Genomic DNA, 19,058 nt, shown 5'->3' on the forward strand with positions numbered 1-19,058 from the left:
AGTTCGCTGGCGTTCCAAAGCTCACTCTTCCCTTCAGTGAGCGCTTTAGCCACTGCACTCGCGAAACCGTCGCCGGCTGGAGGCTCTCTCGAAATGATCCGATAGCGATCCAATGAGGGGCTCGTCGGCATCGCCATCGTAAGCCGCCGACAAATATTTGCAGCCACGGCGGCTGCATCGGCTGGAGGTATGCCCTTTTCGTCGCGCAAGGTTTGCGCGATTATTCGTTCTGCTTTGCCCGCGTCAATTCGAAGTTCTGTCATTTTTAGCCCCATTCTGAGGAAGCCACTCTGCTCTGGGAGCGCCGAACTCTCGGCCGTCTTTGACAAAAGACGATGCTTGTTAACTAAGCACGATTTGACAAAATACAATCGGTTCTTGGCCAGTCAGCGATACCGCGACGTCCGAACGAGGCGTTTACTGGTTCAACGGGCGCCACACGGACAAATGCGCGAGGTCTGAGATGGGTCATTCTCGACCGATTTCAACGTGGCTTCGCGATGTCCGCTTGTTCTCCGGAAGCGAACATCGGACCGCTGGCGTTTATGAGTACACGTCCCTAACGACCGCGAGGACGCTGCGCTCCCTCTCCCGTTTGCGGGAAGGGCTGGGGTGGGTATCACCCCGATTCCCATCGTGGAGAGAGCCCCCACCCGCCGCACTCCGGACGACGCTTCGCGTCGCTCGGCGCGCGTCGGCCTAAGAGCGAACTTCGCTCGTCTCGACCCCGCAAGCGGGAGAGGCGAAACGAGTCTGCGGTCCGACTGATTCAACTCAATCTCATCGCGCTTTGGCGGACAGTACGAAAGTAGCACCGGCGGCAATGGTCGCTGTACGAATACCGGCGGCAACAACACCCGGTTGTTAAGCTTTTTCTGAGACTTTGCGGACGGCGCTAATGCCTGGAGTTCCGCTGGTCCCATGTTCACGCTTCGCTCGATTGCCGCCCGCCTGATCCTGGCGATTTCGCTGACCGTTGCAGTCGCCTGCGCCATCCTCGGCGGCTTCTCCATCAGCCAGCAGCGCGCGTTGACGCGGCTCGCGCTCGATCAGCAGCTCAAGCTGCAATATGACAGCGTGATTGCAGCGATCGATTACGAGGGGCGCGCGGCACTGGCCGTGTCGGCTGTCATCGCCGCCTTGCCGCCGGTCGAAGACGCCATGGCCAAGGGCGACCGCGATGGCCTCGGCAAGCTGCTCAGCGCTCCTTGGGCGTCGATGAAGGCACAGGGCATCCCGCTGATCTCGTTCTGGCAGGCCCCTGCGACGAGCTTCTACCGGGTCCACGCGCCAAAACTGTTCGGCGACGACGCGTCCGCGCGACGCACGACGGTGGTGGAATCGATCAAGGCCGGGAAGCCGATCGTCGGCGTCGAGCCCGGCCGCGAAGCGCTTTCGATCTTCGGCATGACCCCGATCATGCACGACGGCAAGACGCTGGCCAATGTCGATGTCGGCGCCGCCTTCGGCAAGGAATTCGTCGACCGCGCCAAGAAGCGTTTCGGCATCGACCTCGCCGTGCATTCTTTCGACGGCCAGAGCTTCAGGCGGCTGTCCTCGACCTTCGGCGACACCGTGGTCGCGACCCAGGACGAGCTCAAGGGTGTGATGAGCGGTTCGGCGCTGCTGCGCGACGCGACACTCGACGGCCATGCCGTGGAGCTCTACCTCGGGCAGATCAAGAACTATGCCGGTGAGCCGGTCGCCGTGCTCGAGATCATCAAGGACACCAGCGACTATGAAGCCGCGGCGTCAAGCGCGCAGCGCAATCTGATCCTCGGCACGGTCGCGATCCTCGCCGCAGCGGTGTTGCTCGCGTTCCTGCTCGGCCGCGGCCTGTCCCGGCCGCTCACCGCGATCACCGCGGTGATGAACCGCCTGTCGAGCGGCGACACCAGCGTCACGATTCCCGGCAGCGAGCGCCGCGACGAGCTCGGCACGATGGCCAAGGCGGTCGACGTGTTTCGCCGCGGCATGATCGAGAGCTCTTCGCTGCGCGATGCGCAGGAGGCCGACAAGGTGAAGGCTGCGGTCGACAAGCAAGCGCTGCAGCGGCAGATGGCCGACCGTTTCGAATCCGACGTCAAGGGCATGGTCGCCGCCGTCGCGCGGTCGTCGAGCGACATGCAGCGCGTCGCCAACGAGATCACGACCAGCGTCAACGGCGCCTCCGAACGCACCTCGGCGGCAGCCGCCGCGTCCGAGGAGGCATCGGCCAGCGTCAATGCGGTCGCAGCCGCCACCGAAGAGCTGGCGTCCTCGATCACCGAGATCGGCCGCCAGGTCACCCATTCCAGCCATGTCGCCGACAATGCCGTCGCCAAGGCCAGGGAGACCACCGAGATGGTGACGAGCCTGGCCGCATCCGCCGAGAAGATCGGCGACGTGCTGCGGCTGATCAGCGCGATCGCCAGCCAGACCAATCTGCTGGCGCTCAACGCCACCATCGAGGCGGCGCGCGCCGGCGAGGCCGGCCGCGGCTTTGCCGTGGTCGCCGCCGAGGTGAAGGGATTGGCGAGCCAGACCGCGAAGGCGACCGAGGAAATTGCCGGCCAGGTTGGCGCGATCCAGTCAGCCACCGGCAATTGCGTCAGCGCAATCGGCGACATCAGCGGCACCATCCGCGAGATCTCGGGGATCGCGACCGCCATCGCGGCTGCCGTCGAGCAGCAGGACTCGGCGACGCGGGAGATCGCCCGCAGCGTGCAGCAGGCCTCCGCCGGGACCGTCGAGGTCTCCGCCAATATCGCCGGCGCGAGCGAGGCCGCCGGCCAATCCCGCGCCCTCACCGGCAATGTGCTGGATACCTCAGGCCAGCTCGGCGATCACGCGTCCGCGCTGTCGCACAGCGTCGACACCTTCCTCGCCGGACTGCGCAACGCCGCCTAGAGCATGACAAGACTAGGTTGATCTGGAGCGCCAGCGGAAGTCCACCTCTCCCTTGGGAGAGGTCGGCGCGTAGCGCCGGGTGAGGGATTACGGTCTCTCGTTGGAGCCGCGCCCCCTCACCCGATTTGCTGCGCAAATCGACCTCTCCCCAATGGGGAGAGGTAAACCCGGTCCGCAAACCCGACCTGCGGCGCAGTGTTCGAGTCATGGCCAGGGCAGCACAGGCGGCGGCGCCGATCGCTCCGCCTTGTCGTCCGGCCCTGACCCGTTCAGCCCCCAACTGCCCATGAACGGCATTTTGAGCAGCCCGCGCAGTGACTGCTTCTCTGGATCATCGAAACCGTCGAGGCCGTAACGCAGCTCCGCGAAGCGCGGACCGCGATTGTAGGTGCCGCCGAGCCGGTCCCAGATCGAGAGCAAATTCGAATAATTGCTGTCGGTCTCCGGCTGGTGACGGGAATGATGCATCTTGTGCATGTTCGGCGTCACGAAGACGAGCCGCAACCAGCGATCGAGCCGCTCGGGCAGACGGATATTGGCATGCTCGAACTGCGCGTTCAGCGCCGACAGCGTCAGATAGGTGACCAACACCCAGGCCGGCGTTCCGAACACGATCACGCCGGCGATGTGCCAGCCGATCCGCCACAGCGTTTCGCCGGGATGCTCGCGGAAGGCCGTGGTGACATCGACGAAGCGGTCGGCATGGTGCATGCGGTGGAAGCGCCACATCCAGCCGAGCTTGTGCATCGAGACGTGGGCGAAATAGGCAAACAGGTCGAGTCCGATAATGCCGAGCAGCAGCTGGCTCGGCGGTGACAGGCCGAGCCACCAGGACAGGCCGAATTTCGCATCCCACGTCCATTGCGCAGCCAGCGGCGACAGCGGGCTGAGCAGCAGGTTGACGCCGACGAAGATCACGGTGATGGCGACGTTGCGGCCGATGTTACGCATCCGCTCGCCGCGGCCATAGCTGAACAGTGGAAACGCGGCCTCGAACAGCAGCACGATCGCGAAGCTCGCGAGCAGAAACGCAATGCGCGCACCGGTCGACGGCAGCTCGACATTGGCCATCTCGCCTGCACCCGGATGCCACAGCAGCTTTGCAAAACCGATCATACCGATCGCTCCTCTCTTTACAAAACGAATATTCGTTCTTTATAGTGAGCTGAGATGTTCGTCAAGCCGGCCCGGCAGTCGTGGCCGCATTCGCGACTGACAAGGACCGACAATGCCGAAGGTGAAACCCGAAACCCTGGCGATCCGCCGCGAGGAGATCCTGCAGGCCGCAGAAATCTGCTTTGCCCGCCAGGGATTTCACCAGACCACGATCCAGGACGTGATCAAGCAGTCCGGGCTCAGCGCCGGCTGCATCTACGGGCATTTCGCCGGCAAGGAGGAGCTGATCCAGGCGATCGGGGAAAGCCGCCATGGTCGCGACAGCGCCCTGCTCGCGCTCAAGGGCCCGTCGGACGACGTGCTGCAGAGCCTGCGATCGATCGCCCGCGCCTTTCTCGGTGACCTGCAAAAGGAAGAGGGACTGCGCGCCCGCCGCGTCGCCTTGCAGCTCTGGGCGGAAGCGCTGCGCGACGACGTCGTCCGCGACCAGGTGACCAGCGGAATCCGCCAGCCGATCGCCATGATCGTGGAGCTGCTGCGTCGCGGCCAGAAAAGCGGCGCGATCGACCGCAGCGTGCAGCCGCGCGGCGCAGCGCGGGCGATGGTCGCGATGTTCCAGGGCATCGTGCTGCAACGGCTGTGGGGCGAAACCGTCTCGACATCGGAGGCGATGCAGGCCTTCGACATCTTCCTCGCGGGCCTTGCCGCCAGGCGCTGACGGAGCACGCGGTGAACATCCACGACCTCATTGCCGGCATCGTCACGGGCCTCGCCGGCGGATTGACCGCAGGCCTGCTCGGCGTCAGCCCCGGCGCCGGCCTGGTGGTGTTCTCTGTGCTGCTGCTCGGCGCCGGCCAGCACGTCGCGCAGGGCATCTCGCTGGTCGCGCAGGTGCCGCCGACCAGCCTGACCGGGATCAGGCGCTATTGGCAAAGCGGCAACCGCACACCGCTGCGCTGGATCGCTCTCTTGACTGTTGGTTTCGTTGGCGGCGGCGCTGCCGGCGCGCTTGCAGCGAACCATGTCGCCGAGCCCGCGCTGCGCTGGACCTATGTGGCCTATCTCGTCGCGCTTGACGCGATGCTGATCCTGCGCGGCGGCCGCGACAAGCCGGAGCATGACGGCCACGCCACGCGCGACCTATCGTGGCCGGCGCTGCTCATTGTTGGCCTGCTGGCCGGCCTGTCGTCCGGCTTTCTCGGCATCGGCGGCGGACTGGCGACCGTGGTCGGATTGAGCGCCGTGTTCGGGGTGCCGCAGCATCAGGCGCAGATGGTGAGCCTCGTGATGTCGCTGATCCCGACCACGATCCCGTCGGCCTGGATCTATTGGAGCGAGGGCTCGCTCGCGTCATGGCCGGTGCTGGCGGGCGTCATCGTCGGCCTGCTCGCCGGCACCGATCTCGGCGCCCGCGCCGCCAACCGCATCAACCGCGCGACGTTGCGCATCGCCATGATCTTCTTCGTGTCGCTGATGGCGGTCTATATGACCTTCAAGGCGCTGTGGTAGATAGAAGCGATACGTCCTCCTTAGCGGAGCCCGCCATGCGCAAGCCGGCAAGATCGACGAGCAAAGCGGCACGACGTCCGCAAGCGAAATCGACAGACGCGCTGTTCGACGCCTACCCTGCCCCCGTCAAGGCCAGGCTGCTGGCGCTGCGGCGCCTGATCTTCGAGACCGCGAAGGCGACCAGGGGCGTCGGCGCCCTGGAAGAGACGCTGAAATGGGGTCAGCCGAGCTACCTGACGCCGGAGACCGGCAGCGGCAGCACGATCCGGATCGATCAGGTGAAGCCGGCCGCCGGCCAGGTCGCGGTCTACTTCCATTGCCAGACCAATCTGGTCGAGACCTTCCGCGAACTCTATCCCGAGCTCAGCTACAGCGGCAATCGCGCGATCCTGCTCGATGTCGCCGGCAAGCTTCCGGAGCCCGCGTTGCGCCATTGTGTTGCGCTGGCGCTGACCTATCATTTGAACAAGAAAGCGACTTAGGCTTCGCTACGCCGCCGTCGCGACGCGCTGCGCCTTCAGCAGGCTGATGACCTCGGTGTTCGGCCGGGCGCGGCTGAACAGAAAACCCTGGCCCTCGTGGCAGCCTTCGGCGCGCAGGCAGCTCAGCTCCGCTTCGGTCTCGACGCCCTCGGCGGTGATGGTGACGCCGAGCCCCATGCCGAGGCTGACGATCGAACGCACGATCGCCTGCGCGTCCGGGTTCGCGCCGAGGTCGCGCACGAACGACTGGTCGATCTTGATCTTGTCGAACGGGAAGCTGCGCAGATAGCTGAGGCTCGAATAGCCGGTGCCGAAATCGTCCATCGACATCCGCACCCCGAGCGCGCGCAGCGCATGCAGCGTCGCGAGCACCTGACTGCTCTTCTCGAGCAGCAGCGTCTCGGTGATCTCGAGCTCGAGCCGCCGCGCCGGCAGGCCGGATTGCCGCAACGCATCGGTGATCAGCGCCAGCAGATTGCCGGTGCGGAACTGCAGCGGCGACAGATTGACCGCGACGCGCACGTCATCGGGCCATTGCGCCGCATCCATGCAGGCGCGATGCAGCATCAGCGAGCCCAATGGGTTGATCAGGCCGGTCTCCTCGGCCACCGGAATGAACTCGCCGGGCGAGATCATGCCGCGTTCCGGATGCGGCCAGCGTACCAGGGCCTCGAAGCCGGTGATGCGCCCACTCGCGAGATCGACCAGCGGCTGGTAATAGGGCCGCAGGCCTTCGTTCTTGATCGCATCGCGCAGATCGATCTCGATCTTGCGGCGGCTCTGCGCGCGCGCATCCACCTCGGCCTCGAAGAACGAGAAGGTGCCGCGGAATTCGCTCTTGGCGCGCGACAATGCCATGTCGGCGCTCTTCAACAGCTTTTCGGAATCCTCGCCATCGCCGGGCGACATCGCGATCCCGATGCTGGCGCCGATCACCACCGAATGTCCCTCGAGCAGATAGGGCCTCCGATCGCATCCAGGATCCGCCGTGCCAGCAGCACCGCGTCCTCAGGCCGCATCACGCCGCCTTCCACGATGGTGAATTCATCGGAGTTGAGACGCGCCAGCGCATCTTCCTCGCGCAGCGTCGAGCGCAGGCGCTTGGCGACCCCGCGCAACAGCTTGTCGCCGATGCCGTGGCCGAGCGTCTCGTTGACCGCCTTGAAATTGTCGAGCCCGAGGATCAGCACCGCAACCTTGTCGGTCGAGCGGCGGGTGTGCTGCAGCATCTCGTCCATCTGCTGACGCAGCAGGTTGCGGTTGGGCAGGCCGGTCAGGCTGTCGTGCTGGGCCATGAAGGCGAGCCGCGCCTCGGCGCGCTTGCGCTCGGTGATGTCCATCAGCGCGAGCAGCATCGCCGGCTGGTCACCATGCATCAGCTGGCGCGAATAGATCGCAAGGTCGATCAGCGTGCCGTCCGCGCGCACATGCTTCCAGGTCCGCGCCGCCTGCTCGTCGCTGCTGCGGCCGGCGGCCCATGGCAGTTCGGTATCGAACGCCTGCAGGCTCCTGATCGTCATTCGCTCGAATTCGGCACGGACGTAACCGTAATGCGCGATCGCGGCGTCGTTGACGGCGAGGATCCGTTCGCCGTCGAGCGCACACAGGATCATCGGCACCGGATTGCCGTCGAACAGCAGGCGGAACGACGCTTCGCGCTGCTTCAGTTCGGTGATGTCGACGCGCAGACCGACGATGCCGCCATCCGAGGTCAGTCGCTCCTCGATCAACACCACGCGGCCGTCGGCCAGCACCTGCTCGTGCCGTTCGCCCGGCTGGTACATCTTCTTGACCCGTTCGGCGATCCACTCTTCCTCGCGGCCTTTGGCCTCGGGATAATCGCCGCGCGCGACGCCGATGCGGATGGTGTCTTCCAGGCGCGCACCGTACTCGAACAGATCGGAGCTGCGCTGGTAGATTTCCGAGTATTTCTTGTTCCAGAGCGTGTAGCGGCCCTCGGGGTCCAGGAACACGATGCCCTGCGGCAGGATGTCGATCGCCTCGCGCAATCGCGCGTTCGACTTGCGTGCCTCTGCGATCGCTGCCTCAGCCTGCGCGCGCTGGCGCACCAGCTCGCCGATCTCGACGGCAGGGCGGCGCCAGCTGCCCGATACTTTCGGCACCGCCTGGGGCCGACGCCCCCGGGAGCGGGCCAGTTTGGCCTGGTTTGGTTTCTTGATCTTCTTCGGCCGCATCATCGGTATCGCACGCCCCACGCGCATTCCAGCTCGGCGATATTTCTGCAATAAGTCTCTGAAAAATTGGTATCTCCTGGCGAAGCGCTGCGCTGTATGAGATATCAGGGCATGCCTGCTTTGCAGGCGAGTTCACGCCACGCGCGAGTTGCCGGCGGTGTGCAAGCGACGAACAGCGCAGATTTGCAGCGTGGAAGCGCCGAAGCGTGGTGAAGGAAGCGTAAATCAGCGCGCGAATGCCTAATGAATGCGCCGAATGCGCTGCAAGCGCATCAATGTTTACCAGCATGTGACAGGGTTATCGCAGGGTTAAGCCGCTGCGCGCCTATGCCCGTCCGCGTGCCATGCCGGCTAGTTGGTGATCTCGATCCGCGTGCCGCCGCGGCCGTTGCGCTCGACCAGCCCATAGAGCTGTGCTGCGTGCGAGGGATGCAGGCGCACGCAACCATGCGAGGCCGGCCCGCCGAGACGCGTGAGCTCGTAGGTGCCATGGATGGCAAAGCCGCCATGGAAGAAGATCGAGTACGGCATCGGCGAGTTGTAATACTTCCGCGAGTACCAGCGGCGCGCCAACATCTGCGGACGGAAGGCTCCGCTCGGCGTGCCATAGCCGCGGCGGCCGGTCGACACCGGCCAGTTGTAGCGCGTCGCGCCGTCGACGCTGACCGCCATGCGCTGGGACGATTTGTCGATGTGAACGACGATGTCGGCCCGCGCCGGAGACAATGCCAATGTCGACGCGGCAGTCGCGGCGGCAAACGCCAGCCGTACGCATACGCTTGTCATAATGACGCCTACCCTGAAATTATTGCAGGCATGATGTCGCCTGCAACGTGTGCTTGTAAAGTGGCGTGGCTCATATGCGCGCCAGCAAGCCGCGGGTAATCTTAATCCGTCTTGTGGGCGATCAAGCAAATGGGATGAATGCGCGGTCCGCCTTGTTCGAATTCATGCTAGCCTTGCGCAGACAGAGTGATCCGAATGACCCCCCGCCTTCATCTGATCCCGCTCCTGATCTCAATCCTCGTCGCCTGCACCATATCCGCGCGGGCGCAGGACAAGGGCTCGCTCACTCCGCAGCCGTTGCCGCCGCTCGCTAACCCTAACGATCCAAAGATCGGGGCGAAGGAGCTGTTCGCACGCAAGGTGCTGCCCGCGGCGATGCCGACGCGGTCGATCGGCGGCTACACCAAGGGCTGCCTTGCCGGCGCGGCGCAGATGCCGCTCAATGGCGACACCTGGCAGGTGATGCGCTTGTCGCGCAACCGCTACTGGGGTCACCCCGACATGATCGCGCTGTTGAAGCGGCTCGCGGCCGGCGCGCACAAGGACGCCGGCTGGCCCGGCATCCTGGTCGGCGATATCGGCCAGCCGCGCGGCGGCCCTGCGCTCACCGGCCACGCCAGCCACCAGGTCGGGCTCGACGCCGATATCTGGCTGACACCGATGCCGGATCGCAAATTGTCGCGCGAGGACCGCGAGGAGATGTCGGCGGTGATGATGGTGCGCGACGACCGGCTCGACATCGATCCGCGCGTGTTCACGCCGGGTCATGCGCTCGTCATCCGCGATGCGGCGCGGGAGCCGGCGGTGCAGCGCATCTTCGTCAATCCCGCGATCAAGAAGGCGCTGTGCCGCGACGCCAAGGCCGACCGCAGCTGGCTGTCGAAGGTCCGGCCGTGGTGGGGCCACGACTACCATTTCCACATCCGCATGCGATGCCCGTCCGGCAGCCCCGAATGCGAGGGACAGAAGCCGCAGTCGGAAGGCGAAGGCTGCAAGCCATCCGATCTCGCTTACTGGTTCAAGGATTCGGTGTTGCATCCAAAGCCGCCGCCGAAGCCGCCGAAACCGCGCCCGCCGATGACGCTGGCGCAGCTGCCGGCGGACTGCAAGGCGGTGCTGAACGCGCCCGACGCCAAACAGTAGCATCCAAGCCAATAACATCTTCGTCAGGCGGCTATGCCGGTCGGCTCGAACTGCGTTATGATCTGATGTCGTCGCGCCGTAAGCGCGGTCGAGCGATGGATCGGGGCCGCTGACATGCGCAAATCGCTCCTCGCCGCATCGCTCCTGCTGATCTCGGCTCCCGCTTTCGCAGCGGAGGAGCCGAGCGGCTGCGACAAGTTCAAATGGTCGATCGACCGCGCACGCGCCGCGCTCACCGCGCCGGATCGCGCCAAGCTCACCTCGGGCAGCGAGCAGACGGCACTGCCATCAACCGCCATCACGCTGGCGCTGGTCACGCCCGGCGACGCCAAATTGCCGAGCCCGCCGGAGCGCGCGCCGAAGGACGGCACCTTCGCCGGCTTCACCAGCTTCAAGGCCGCGCCGAAGGCCGGGCTCTATACCGTCAGCCTCTCAGCCGGCGCCTGGGTCGACCTGGTGCAGGACGGGCATTTCCTGAAGCCGAAAGCATTCAGCGGGGCAACCGATTGCGACGGTATCCGCAAGACCATGAAATACGACCTCGCCGCCAGCCCCTTCGTGCTGCAGGTCAGCGGCTCAAAAGAGAACTCGCTGTCGATCGCGATCCAGCCGTCGGATGAATAGGACGCCCGGTTAGACAAACGGTCGCCTTTACCGTAAGTCCCAGCCTGCTATGTTTGCAGTGCGATATCCCCCGGGACCGTAAGTCCTTCGGGGACCAGCGGAACAGCGCGTCCGCCTGTCGCGCCCAGACCCCAACCAACGCCTGATTTGCGCGTGGCCGTTCGCGCGCGAGCTCGCACGGAGCGCTTTCCATGTCACGATTTGCCGGACTTTTCATTGCCTTCGTCATCCTGCTCGGCGCGATCCATCCGCCCGCGAGCGCTCAGGACAAGACGCTCACCGTCTTTGCCGCGGCCTCAATGAAGAACGCGCTCGACGACATCAATGCGGCCTACACCGCCAAGACCGGCGTCAAGATCAGCGCCAGCTACGCCGCAAGCTCGGCATTGGCAAAACAGATCGAGCAGGGCGCGCCGGCCGACGTGTTCGTCTCCGCCGACACCGACTGGATGGACTACGCGATCAAGCAGAAGAACATCAATGAGCAGACCCGGGTCAACCTGCTCGGCAACTCGATCGTGCTGATCGCGCCGAAGGATTCCAAGATCGACAACGTCAACATCGGACCTGGGTTCGATCTCGCCAAGCTCGCCGGCGACGGCAAGATCGCCACCGGCGACGTCAAGGCGGTGCCGGTCGGCAAATACGCCAAGGCCGCGCTCGAGAAGCTCGGCGCCTGGCAGGCGGCGGAGCCGAAATTCGCGATGGCCGACAGCGTACGCGCGGCACTGACGCTGGTGGCGCGCGGCGAAGCTGTGCTCGGCATCGTCTACTCGACCGACGCCAAGGTCGAGCCCGGCGTCAAGATCGTCGGCACCTTCCCGGCCGACAGCCATCCGGCCATCATCTATCCGGTCGCGGCGACCACGACCGCGAAGCCGGAGACGGCCGAGTATCTCGCCTTCCTGCGTTCGTCGGCGGCGAAGACGAGCCTCGAGAAGTATGGCTTCAAGTTCCTGATCAGCCCGACGACCTGAGCGTGTTCGAGATCTCGCCGACCGAATGGACGGCGATCCTGCTGTCGCTGCGGGTCGCTGTCATCGCAACGCTGGTGGCAACCCCGTTCGGGATCGCGCTCGCCTGGCTGTTGGCGCGGCGCGACTTCTGGGGCAAGTCGCTGCTCGATGCCGCCGTGCATCTGCCGCTGGTGCTGCCGCCCGTCGTCACGGGCTATCTCCTGCTGCTGACCTTCGGCAAGCGCGGCCTGGTCGGCGGCTGGCTGGCCGATCACCTCGGCATCGTGTTCGCGTTCCGCTGGACCGGCGCGGCGCTGGCCTGCGGCGTGATGTCGTTTCCGCTGCTGGTGCGGCCGATCCGTCTCTCGATCGAGGCGGTCGATCGCCGTCTCGAGCAGGCCGCCGAGACGCTCGGCGCCGCACCGTGGCGGGTGTTCGCGACGGTGACGCTGCCGCTCGCGCTGCCGGGCGTACTGGCCGGCATGGTGCTCGGCTTTGCCAAGGCGATCGGCGAGTTCGGCGCCACCATCACCTTCGTCTCAAACATTCCCGGCGAGACCCAGACCATTTCGTCGGCGATCTATTCGCTGATCCAGACGCCTGATGGCGACACCGCTGCAGCCCGGCTCGTCATCATCTCGGTCGTGCTCGCGGTCGGCGCGCTGGTCGCAGCCGAAGTGTTCGCGCGCCGCGCCACCGCGCGCCTGCACGGGCAATAGCGATGCTGCGCGTCGACATCACCAAGCAGCTCGGCGAGTTTACGCTTGCCGCATCGTTCACCAGCGAGGGCCGCGTTACCGGGCTGTTCGGCGCGTCCGGCTCCGGCAAGACCTCGCTGATCAACACGATCGCGGGACTGGTGCGCCCTGACCGCGGCACGATCGTGATCGATGGCGAGACGGTCGACGACACCACCGCCGGCATCCACGTCCCGACCTGGCGCCGCCGCATCGGCTACGTCTTCCAGGACGCACGGCTGTTTCCGCATCTCGATATCAGGCAGAACCTCGACTACGGCCGCCGCATGAACGGCCTCGCCGAGGATCCCGCGCAACACAAGCGCGTCGTCGACCTGCTCGACATCGGCGCCCTGCTCGACCGCCGCCCCGGAAAGCTGTCCGGCGGCGAGCGCCAGCGCGTCGCGCTCGGCCGCGCGCTGTTGTCGAAGCCGCGGCTGTTGCTGCTGGACGAGCCGCTTGGCGCGCTCGACGAAAGCCGCAAGCTCGAGATCCTGCCCTATCTGGTGCGGCTGCGGGACGAGGCCGGCGTCCCCATGGTCTATGTCAGCCACGACGCGGCCGAGCTGCGCCAGCTCGCCACCCAGATCGTGATGCTGCGCCGCGGCCAGGTGACCGCGTTCGGCGGTGTCAAGGTGCTGACATCAGGCGCCTAGAGCTCCGGTTCTGATTGAAGCAGAACCGAAGCTCTGGATTCTTGTTTTGACGCGTTTTCTTCACGCGAACCGGTGTCCACTTCGCTCGAAAACGCTCTAGCTGGCCGTTTTTCCGAAAGTCGGCATAAGATAGCCAATCTTGTCTGCTAGGCCCGCATCGGGACATCCGATCGGGCATGGGGAAGGGCACATTGTGCGACTGACAGGCTGGGTATTGCTGCTGATCGGCGCGGTGCTGTGCGCCACGATTTCGTGGGCCGCGCTCGGCTTTCTGCTGATGGGCGTCGGCCTGATCGCGCTGCAGGTCGCCGAACGCCGCCGAAGCCCGGCAGATGATGCCGCGCCGGCAGCCGCCGCGGGATTTACCCCTCCGCGGCTCAGTGCCGGGCTGCGGCCGCCGACCCTCGACCCGGTCACCGGCCAGGACGCCGGACCTCAGCGTCAGCCACGCCGGGTGGCTTGGCCCGACAAGAACGGCGCGCCCTACGACCGGGAGGCGTGGCGACGGCTGGTCGAGAGCGATCCTGATCTGGCCCAGATCGCGCATGTGCTCGCCGATTACGGCCCGCAATATGTCGACGAGCTGGCGGCCAGCTATCTCGCCGCACCCGACAAGAGCCGCCTCGGGGCGATCGTCGACGGCATCATCGCGCGCGCCCGCAGCGGTCAGCCGGTCCCGCCGGCCCCACCGCTCGAGGCATCGCGGCCACCGCCGGTGGTCGAGGTATCGCGGCCGCCGCCGGTGCCGGTGCCGCCACGGCAGGAGCCGAAGGTGGTGGTCGCCCCTGTCGCCAAGCCAGCGGCGCCGCCGACACCGCCGAGCAATCCCGCCGATGCGCTGGAATCGTCCCTGCTCGCCACGGTCGAGGAGGCTTCCGCGAGGCTCGCCGCCGAACGCGCGGGTCTCTTCAAGCCCGGCAGGGAGCCCAGCAAGGCAACCGAGAACCGGCCGCCGACGGCGAACCAGCGGGAACCGCTGTTCGGTCGCGCGCCCCGGGACACGAAGCCCGCCGCGCCGCCGCCGGTGCCGATGACGGCTGAGACTCCCGCCGATCTCGAAGCATCATTGATCGCCGCCGTCAGCCAGGCCGCCGCCAGGCGGGCGGATCCCCCCAAGCCTCCACCGATACCGGCGCCGATCGCGGCGAAGCCCGAACCGGAGACCCGAATCGTCGCGCCCAACCAGCCGAAGCCCGCTCCGCCGGCGCCGCTGCCACCTCCGCCCGCCATCATACCGCTCGCGAAGCGACCAGCCGGAAAGACAGCAGCGGACGATCTCGATGAGACACTGCTCGCGGCGCTGGCCGAGATTTCCGGCCAGAAGTTCAAGGACGAGCCCAACCCGGACTCGCCCGGCCCGCCGGCCGACGACGGCCTGTCCGAGATGATCAAGAAGTTCGCGCCGGATTCGCAGTTCCTGCGCAAGCAGTAGCGCTCAGACCCCCGCCACCGACGCCCAGATATCGGCGAGCTTGCGCCGCACGGTCTGCATCCGCGTCTGCGGCGCGACCTCCTCCTCTTCCTCCGGCAGCCGCAGGCCGACGACATTGACGCGGCCGCCGCTGATGCTGCGCGCCACCAGCACGATCTCGTCGAGCGCAAGCTCGGCGCCTTCCTTCGGCGCGCGGTCGAGATTGATGTCGAAATAATCCGCCAGCGTCAGCTTGGCCTGGTGCTCATCGACCTTGACGCCGTAGATCTCGGCGAGCTCGCCCAGCGTATGCTCGCCCGAGACCATGAAGTCGCCGAGCAGATGCGGATCGGGCGTGCTCGATGGCGCCATGTCGACGAAGAAGCGGTCGAGCGCCTCGGCGCGCTCCGGCGGCGCCAGCAGATAGATGTAGTCGCCAGGCGCGACCGGATCGGCCTCGACAGGCGTCAGGATCCGTTCGTCGCGGATCACCAAGGTCGGCTTCGACCAGGACGGAATCAGCCCGCGGCGGAAATACAGGCTCTTCGGCCGCACCGGATAGCCGACCAGCTGCTGCTCGAGCTGGCCGGGCAGGTCGAGCTCGACGCGACGCGGGCCGCGTTCGGCGCGCGGCAGCGCGACATGCAGCCGCCGTGCCGCCGGTCCCAGCGTCCAGCCCTGCAGCAACAGCGAGATGATGACGACGACGAAGGCGACGTCGAAGTACAGATAGGCCTTCGACAGGCCGACCAGCATCGGGATCGAGGCGAGGAAGATCGCGACCGCGCCGCGCAGCCCGGTCCAAGCGATGAAGATCTTTTCCCGCCAGTTGAACTTGAACGGCGCAAGGCAGATCAGCACCGCCAGCGGCCGCGCCACCAGCATCAGCGCGAACGCCACCAGCACCGCGCCGCCGGCGCTGGAGAGCAGGCGATGCGGCGAGACCAGGAGGCCGAGCAGCACGAACATCACGATCTGCGCCAGCCAGGTCGCGGCGTCGAGGAATGTCACCACCGAATTATGCGCGCGGGTCGGCCGGTTGCCGATGATGATACCGGCGAGATAGACCGCGAGAAATCCCGAGGCATGCACGATCTGCGAGCCGCCGAAGATCACCAGTGCCGCTGTGGTAACGAACGGCGCATGCAGGCCCTGCGGCAGCGCCACATAGTTCAACGCCAGCACCACCAGCCGGCCGCCGATCACCCCGATGATGGCGCCGAGCACCGCTTCCTGGACGAACTCCATCGCGATGTGCGAGGCGGAGCTCTGGCCGATCGAGATGAACTCGACCAGCATCAAAGTGAGGAAGATCGCGAACGGATCGTTGGTACCGGACTCCGCCTCCAGCGTCGCGCCGACGCGCGGCCGCAGGCGCAGGCCCTGGGTGTGCACCAGCAGGAACACCGCCGCGGCGTCGGTCGAGGCCACCACGGCGCCCACCAACAGCGACTCGGTCCAGTTGAGGTCGAGCACATAGCGGGCGACCGGCGCCGTGATCAGCGCGGTCAGCAGCACGCCGGCGGTCGCCAGCACCATCGACGGCACCAGCACGGTGCGGATGCTGGCAAACCGCGTCTTCAAGCCGCCGTCGAACAGGATCAGCGCCAGCGCCACCGAGCCGACCAGATAGGTGGTGCGGACGTCGTCGAACTGCAGCCTGCCGGGGCCGGAATCGCCCGCCAGCATGCCGACCAGCAAGAACACCAGCAGCAAGGGGGCGCCGAACCGCAACGCCAGCAGGCTCGAAAGGATGCCGGCCATCACCAGCACCGCGCCGAGCAGGATCGCTATACTGACGGAGTCGAGGGATGCCATGCGCCTTCGGGGGTCTCAAATACTTGCAATTGCATCCTTATCGTCGACACACCGGGACGCCAAACGATTTCTGCCATAGGCGGCAATGTGCCCGGTCCCGCTGCCCCGAGATCCTTTTCCGTTCCGACAAAATCGGAACGGGGCTCTCGATTCTTGTTCTGATGCGTTTTCTTCACGCGAACCGGTGACCACTTCGCTCGAAAACGCTCTAATGCGCCTCGACACTGTGGTGTATCGATGGTCGCGCGCGCGCCGTTGTGGGAATCTCCCAACACCTTCGAATCACATTTGCCTGACCCGCACTGCAAGTTGAGAATTTGCCGATGGACATGAGCTGGAAGGACGTCCTGGAATCGATCCAAATGGCCGCGCGCTCGGTCGGCGCCGAGGTCGCCTCGCCCTGGTTCTATCTGCAGTTCGGCATCATCCTCGCCGCCGCGGGCCTCGCCTACGCGGCCGATACCGCCATTCACTCACGGGTCGAGTTGTCGTCGCTGGCGAGCCGGTGGCCGCTGCCGCTCCGGCACTTTGCCCGCGTGATGGTGACGAGCGCCTCGACCGCCGTGTTCGCGGTGCTGATGGTGATCTCGCGCATCGTGATGTGGCACGCCACATGGCCGAGCCGCAGCTACCTGATCGCGGTCTCCGCCAAGCTGGCGCTGGCCTGGCTCGTGATCCGCCTCGTAACCTCGGTGATCGACAACGCCTTCATCGTCAAGACGGTGTCGATCGCAGCCTGGGTGGTTGCGGCGCTCAGCATCGTCGGCCAGCTCGATTGGGCGGCCGACACGCTGGATTCGTTCGCCGTCGTCATGGGCGGTCTGCGGCTGTCGCCGCTGCTGCTGATCAAGGCCGGCGCGGTGCTGATCCTAGCGTTGTGGCTGAGCAATATCGCCAGCAATTTCATCGACGGCCAGATCACCCGCTCGACCGATCTGACCCCGTCGATCCAGGTGTTGTTGGTCAAGATCATTCGCATCGGCCTAATGGTGGTCGCGGTCGCCATTGCCTTGAGTGCCGTCGGGATCAACTTGTCGGCTCTGGCGGTGCTTTCCGGCGCCGTCGGCGTCGGCATCGGTTTCGGCCTCCAAAAGATTGTCGCCAACTTCATCTCGGGGATCATTCTGCTGGTCGACAAATCGGTGAAGCCGGGCGACCTCGTCACCATCGGCGACAGCCAGGGCCGCATCAGCGCGATGAAAACCCGCTACATCTCGGTCGCCGCCGGCGACGGCCGCGAGTTCCTGATCCCGAACGAGGATTTGGTGACGCAGAAGGTCACCAACTGGACCTATACCGACAAGAATACGCTGGTGAAGATCGCCTTCGCCGCCAATTACGACGCCGATCCGAGACTGGTCTGCAAGCTCGCGATCGAGACCGCCGCGGCCCACGCCCGCGCGCTCAAGGGCAAGCCGCCGAACTGCATCCTGACCGAATTCGCCGAGCTCGGCATGAAGTTCTCTCTGACCTTCTGGATCGCCGATCCCGACGGCATGGACAATGTGAAGAGCGACGTCATGCTGGCACTGTGGGACGCCTTCAAGCAGCAGGGCATCAGGGTGCCCTATCCGGTGCGGGAACTCCGGATCCGCGGCGGCGCGCTGCCGGTCGAGAGCGTGGTCGAGGTCTCCAGCTAGAGCGTTTTCGAGCGAAATGGATACCGGTTCGCGTAAAGAAAACGCGTCAAAACAAGAATCTAGAGCCCCGTTCCGATTCCATCGGAACGGAAAGGGCTCTAGCGTTTGCGCACAGTTTTTTCGGAGGACCGGCTGCCGCTGTTCCGGATTGGGCCGCAAAATCAAGCTGTTTGGGAATTGTCCCCATGCCTAACCTTGGCTTGCACCGGGCGCGCCGATCATTAAATTAGAGCCTGAAATCAGCCCCTTCCCTGCAGAAACAGCCCGCCCATGAGCTATATCGACGCCACCGACACCTCGCTTCGCAAGACCGGCCAGATCAAGCTGCACGGGCAGAGCGGCTTTGCCGGCATGCGCAAGGCCGGTGCGTTGGTGTCGAAATGCCTCGATGCGCTGACCGACCTCGTCAAGCCAGGCGTCCCGACCTCCGATATCGACGACTTCGTCCGCAAGTTCGCCTTCGACCACGGTGCCTATCCGGCGACGCTGATGTATCGCGGCTATCGCTACTCGACCTGCACCTCGATCAATCACGTGGTCTGCCACGGCATGCCGGGCGATCGTCCGCTAAAGGAAGGCGACATCGTCAATGTCGACGTCACCTTCATCGTCGACGGCTGGTACGGCGATTCCAGCCGGATGTATGCGATCGGCGCCATCGCGCGGAAGGCCGAGCGGCTGATCGAGGTGACCTATGAGGCGATGATGCGCGGCATCGCGGCGGTGAAGCCCGGCGCCACTACCGGCGATATCGGTCACGCCATCCAGAGCTATGTCGAACCGCAAGGCATGAGCGTGGTGCGCGACTTCTGCGGCCATGGCCTCGGCCGCCTGTTCCACGACGAGCCGAACATCATCCATATCGGCCGCCCCGGCGAGGGCGTGCCGTTGAGGCCCGGCATGTTCTTCACCATCGAGCCGATGATCAATCTCGGCAAGCCGCATGTGAAGATCCTGTCCGACGGCTGGACCGCGGTGACCCGCGACCGTTCGCTGTCGGCGCAGTTCGAGCACTCGGTCGGCGTCACCGCCGACGGCGTCGAGATCTTCACGCTGTCCGAGCGCCATGGCGAGAAGCCCTGGGTTCAGGTGTAAC

Annotated in this window: 16 protein-coding genes and 1 pseudogene; 12 read left to right on the plus strand and 5 right to left on the minus strand. The window is 65.6% G+C overall.

Annotation, left to right across the window (positions count from 1 at the left end):
* Window positions 1-263, minus strand: a 263-nt coding sequence (locus K359_RS64040; RefSeq protein ID WP_210164113.1) for a hypothetical protein, incomplete at its 3' end; no start/stop codon positions are given.
* Window positions 264-921: 658 nt separating this feature from the next.
* Between K359_RS64040 and K359_RS0132785 the strand changes: the two genes are divergently transcribed.
* Entirely contained in the window at window positions 922-2,889 is a 1,968-nt protein-coding gene (locus tag K359_RS0132785) for a methyl-accepting chemotaxis protein (RefSeq protein WP_029083100.1), read from the plus strand.
* A gap of 204 nt (window positions 2,890-3,093) precedes the next feature.
* Here K359_RS0132785 and K359_RS0132790 read toward each other — a convergent pair whose 3' ends face one another.
* Entirely contained in the window at window positions 3,094-4,005 is a 912-nt protein-coding gene (locus K359_RS0132790; protein ID WP_029083101.1) for a sterol desaturase family protein, read from the minus strand.
* 112 nt (window positions 4,006-4,117) lie between these two features.
* Between K359_RS0132790 and K359_RS0132795 the strand changes: the two genes are divergently transcribed.
* The 3 genes from K359_RS0132795 to K359_RS0132805 are packed head-to-tail and all read left to right on the plus strand — an operon-like array spanning window position 4,118 to window position 5,996.
* Window positions 4,118-4,723 (plus strand): TetR/AcrR family transcriptional regulator, encoded by a 606-nt coding sequence (locus K359_RS0132795; protein ID WP_029083102.1) that lies wholly within the window; start codon window positions 4,118-4,120, stop codon window positions 4,721-4,723.
* A gap of 11 nt (window positions 4,724-4,734) precedes the next feature.
* Complete coding sequence (locus K359_RS0132800) at window positions 4,735-5,514, plus strand: sulfite exporter TauE/SafE family protein (RefSeq protein ID WP_029083103.1); 780 nt, start codon at window positions 4,735-4,737, stop codon at window positions 5,512-5,514.
* 35 nt (window positions 5,515-5,549) lie between these two features.
* Complete coding sequence (locus K359_RS0132805; RefSeq protein ID WP_029083104.1) at window positions 5,550-5,996, plus strand: DUF1801 domain-containing protein; 447 nt, start codon at window positions 5,550-5,552, stop codon at window positions 5,994-5,996.
* Between the two features lie 6 nt (window positions 5,997-6,002).
* Here K359_RS0132805 and K359_RS53665 read toward each other — a convergent pair.
* Window positions 6,003-8,191: pseudogene (locus tag K359_RS53665) on the minus strand (putative bifunctional diguanylate cyclase/phosphodiesterase).
* Between the two features lie 351 nt (window positions 8,192-8,542).
* Window positions 8,543-8,977 carry a L,D-transpeptidase gene (locus K359_RS0132815; protein ID WP_245284794.1) on the minus strand — a complete coding sequence of 145 codons (435 nt, stop codon included), beginning with the start codon at window positions 8,975-8,977 and terminating at the stop codon, window positions 8,543-8,545.
* Window positions 8,978-9,172: 195 nt separating this feature from the next.
* On the opposite strand from K359_RS0132815, the gene mepA reads away from it, so the two are divergent.
* The 6 genes from mepA (at window position 9,173) to K359_RS0132845 (ending at window position 14,525) form a co-directional block, all read left to right on the plus strand.
* Complete coding sequence (gene mepA / locus K359_RS0132820; RefSeq protein ID WP_029083106.1) at window positions 9,173-10,120, plus strand: penicillin-insensitive murein endopeptidase; 948 nt, start codon at window positions 9,173-9,175, stop codon at window positions 10,118-10,120.
* A gap of 114 nt (window positions 10,121-10,234) precedes the next feature.
* The gene (locus K359_RS0132825; protein WP_029083107.1) at window positions 10,235-10,744 is read left to right on the plus strand and encodes a hypothetical protein; all 510 of its coding nucleotides are present in this window, start codon (window positions 10,235-10,237) and stop codon (window positions 10,742-10,744) included.
* A 191-nt stretch (window positions 10,745-10,935) separates the two neighbouring features.
* The gene (modA, locus tag K359_RS0132830) at window positions 10,936-11,721 is read left to right on the plus strand and encodes a molybdate ABC transporter substrate-binding protein (RefSeq protein ID WP_029083108.1); all 786 of its coding nucleotides are present in this window, start codon (window positions 10,936-10,938) and stop codon (window positions 11,719-11,721) included.
* A 2-nt stretch (window positions 11,722-11,723) separates the two neighbouring features.
* Entirely contained in the window at window positions 11,724-12,419 is a 696-nt protein-coding gene (gene modB / locus K359_RS0132835) for a molybdate ABC transporter permease subunit (protein ID WP_029083109.1), read from the plus strand.
* A gap of 2 nt (window positions 12,420-12,421) precedes the next feature.
* Entirely contained in the window at window positions 12,422-13,093 is a 672-nt protein-coding gene (gene modC / locus K359_RS0132840) for a molybdenum ABC transporter ATP-binding protein (protein WP_029083110.1), read from the plus strand.
* Window positions 13,094-13,286: 193 nt separating this feature from the next.
* A complete protein-coding gene (locus K359_RS0132845) occupies window positions 13,287-14,525 on the plus strand; it encodes a hypothetical protein (protein ID WP_156928776.1) in 1,239 nt (412 codons plus the stop codon).
* Window positions 14,526-14,528: 3 nt separating this feature from the next.
* On the opposite strand, the gene K359_RS0132850 is transcribed toward K359_RS0132845, so the two are convergent.
* Entirely contained in the window at window positions 14,529-16,322 is a 1,794-nt protein-coding gene (locus K359_RS0132850; RefSeq protein WP_029083112.1) for a potassium/proton antiporter, read from the minus strand.
* A gap of 323 nt (window positions 16,323-16,645) precedes the next feature.
* On the opposite strand from K359_RS0132850, the gene K359_RS0132855 reads away from it, so the two are divergent.
* Both K359_RS0132855 and map read left to right on the plus strand, forming a co-directional pair.
* The gene (locus K359_RS0132855; protein ID WP_029083113.1) at window positions 16,646-17,962 is read left to right on the plus strand and encodes a mechanosensitive ion channel family protein; all 1,317 of its coding nucleotides are present in this window, start codon (window positions 16,646-16,648) and stop codon (window positions 17,960-17,962) included.
* A gap of 270 nt (window positions 17,963-18,232) precedes the next feature.
* Window positions 18,233-19,057, plus strand: a complete 825-nt coding sequence (gene map, locus K359_RS0132860; RefSeq protein WP_029083114.1) for a type I methionyl aminopeptidase — start codon at window positions 18,233-18,235, stop codon at window positions 19,055-19,057.
* Window position 19,058: the final 1 nt, after the last annotated feature.

The organism is Bradyrhizobium sp. th-b2 (assembly GCF_000426785.1).
Taxonomy (GTDB): Bacteria; Pseudomonadota; Alphaproteobacteria; order Rhizobiales; family Xanthobacteraceae; genus Bradyrhizobium; species Bradyrhizobium septentrionale.

Bases quoted from the DNA above. Each gene is read 5' to 3' on its own strand.
- K359_RS0132785 (WP_029083100.1), top strand. From the start codon at position 922: ATGTTCACGCTTCGCTCGATTGCCGCCCGCCTGATCCTGGCGATTTCG.
- K359_RS0132790 (WP_029083101.1), bottom strand. From the start codon at position 4,005: ATGATCGGTTTTGCAAAGCTGCTGTGGCATCCGGGTGCAGGCGAGATG.
- K359_RS0132795 (WP_029083102.1), top strand. From the start codon at position 4,118: ATGCCGAAGGTGAAACCCGAAACCCTGGCGATCCGCCGCGAGGAGATC.
- K359_RS0132805 (WP_029083104.1), top strand. From the start codon at position 5,550: ATGCGCAAGCCGGCAAGATCGACGAGCAAAGCGGCACGACGTCCGCAA.
- K359_RS0132815 (WP_245284794.1), bottom strand. From the start codon at position 8,977: ATGACAAGCGTATGCGTACGGCTGGCGTTTGCCGCCGCGACTGCCGCG.
- mepA (WP_029083106.1), top strand. From the start codon at position 9,173: ATGACCCCCCGCCTTCATCTGATCCCGCTCCTGATCTCAATCCTCGTC.
- K359_RS0132825 (WP_029083107.1), top strand. From the start codon at position 10,235: ATGCGCAAATCGCTCCTCGCCGCATCGCTCCTGCTGATCTCGGCTCCC.
- modA (WP_029083108.1), top strand. From the start codon at position 10,936: ATGTCACGATTTGCCGGACTTTTCATTGCCTTCGTCATCCTGCTCGGC.
- modC (WP_029083110.1), top strand. From the start codon at position 12,422: ATGCTGCGCGTCGACATCACCAAGCAGCTCGGCGAGTTTACGCTTGCC.
- K359_RS0132850 (WP_029083112.1), bottom strand. From the start codon at position 16,322: ATGGCATCCCTCGACTCCGTCAGTATAGCGATCCTGCTCGGCGCGGTG.
- K359_RS0132855 (WP_029083113.1), top strand. From the start codon at position 16,646: ATGGACATGAGCTGGAAGGACGTCCTGGAATCGATCCAAATGGCCGCG.
- map (WP_029083114.1), top strand. From the start codon at position 18,233: ATGAGCTATATCGACGCCACCGACACCTCGCTTCGCAAGACCGGCCAG.